The sequence below is a fragment of the Sphaerisporangium sp. NPDC051017 genome (assembly GCF_040683095.1).
Taxonomy (GTDB): Bacteria; Actinomycetota; Actinomycetes; order Streptosporangiales; family Streptosporangiaceae; genus Sphaerisporangium.
Window position 1 is genome coordinate 1 of record NZ_JBFBCI010000160.1, and the last position, 1,354, is coordinate 1,354.

Genomic DNA, 1,354 nt, shown 5'->3' on the forward strand with positions numbered 1-1,354 from the left:
GCCGTGGTGAGCGTGGTGCGCTGGCACGTCGCGGCGTATGCGGGGGGTGTGGGGCGCCGGGTGGGTCAGTTCGCGTCGCTGGGGTTCGACGTGGTGGCTCAGGAGGTGCTGTCCACGTTGCTGGGTGGGCGGACGTTGGTTGTGCCGGATGAGCGGACCCGGCGTGACCCCGTCTTGCTGGCCCGGTGGATGGTGGCCCATGAGGTCGCGGAGTTGTTCGCGCCGAGTCTGGCCGTGAACGGACTGTATGAAGCGGCGGCCGGTCTTGGTGTGGATCTGCCGCTGGTCGAGGTGTTCCAGGCCGGTGAGGCGCTGATTCCGGGCCAGGCGGTGCGCGCGGGGCTGGCTCGCCGGGGGCGGCGGTTGTCCAACCAGTACGGGCCGACCGAGACGCAGTTGGTGACGGCGTTCCCGTTGGGCGAGGACGGGTCTGTGTGGCCGTCGCCGGTGCCGATCGGCGGGCCGATCGACAACGTCCGGGTGTACGTGCTCGACGGTGGTCTTGGGCTGGTTCCGCCCGGTGCGGCGGGGGAGTTGTACGTGGCGGGGATCGGGTTGGCGCGCGGGTACGCGGGGCGGCCTGGGCTGACGGCTGAGCGGTTCGTCGCCGACCCGTTCGGTCCGCCGGGGTCGCGGATGTACCGGACCGGGGACGTGGTCCGGTGGAACGCCGGGGGCCTGCTGGAGTTCCTGGGCCGCGCCGATGACCAGGTGAAGGTACGCGGGTTCCGGGTGGAGCCGGGTGAGGTCGCCGCGGTGGTGTCGGCGCATCCGGGTGTGGCGCAGAGCGTCGTGGTGCCTTGGCAGGGGCCTGGTGGGGATACGCGGCTGGTGGCGTATGTGGTGCCGGTGGGTGAGGTGGACGGGCAGGAGGTGCGGGCGTACGTCCGCGATCGGTTGCCGGAGTTCATGGTGCCCGCCGCCGTGGTGGTGGTGGATCGGTTGCCGTTGACGTTGAACGGCAAGCTGGACCGGGCGGCGCTGCCCGCGCCGAGCTGGGAGAGCGGCGGTGGGCGGGCACCCCGTAACCCGCGCGAGGAGGCGCTGTGCGAGCTGTTCGCCCAGGTCCTCGGGGTCGAGCAGGTCAGCGTCGACGACGACTTCTTCGACCTGGGCGGCCACTCGCTGCTCGCCACCAAGCTCGTCAGCCGCGTCCGGACCCGCCTCGGCGCCGAGCTGCCGGTGCGGAGCCTGTTCGAGGCGCCGACCGTCGCCGAGTTGGCGGCCAGGCTCGACGGCGGCCTGGACGGCGAGGTGCAGCTCGCGCTGGTGCGCCGGGAGCGGCCGGAGCGGGTGCCGTTGTCGTTCGCGCAGTGGCGGTTGTGGTTCCTGCACCGGCTGGAGGGGCCGGGTG

General features: G+C 72.6%; 1 protein-coding gene. It reads left to right on the forward strand.

Annotated features, from left to right (window positions below; all coding sequences use genetic code 11):
- Positions 1 to 60: 60 nt before the first annotated feature.
- Positions 61 to 1,354, forward strand: a 1,294-nt coding sequence (locus AB0M95_RS41020) for an AMP-binding protein (protein ID WP_363777212.1), incomplete at its 3' end; no start/stop codon positions are given.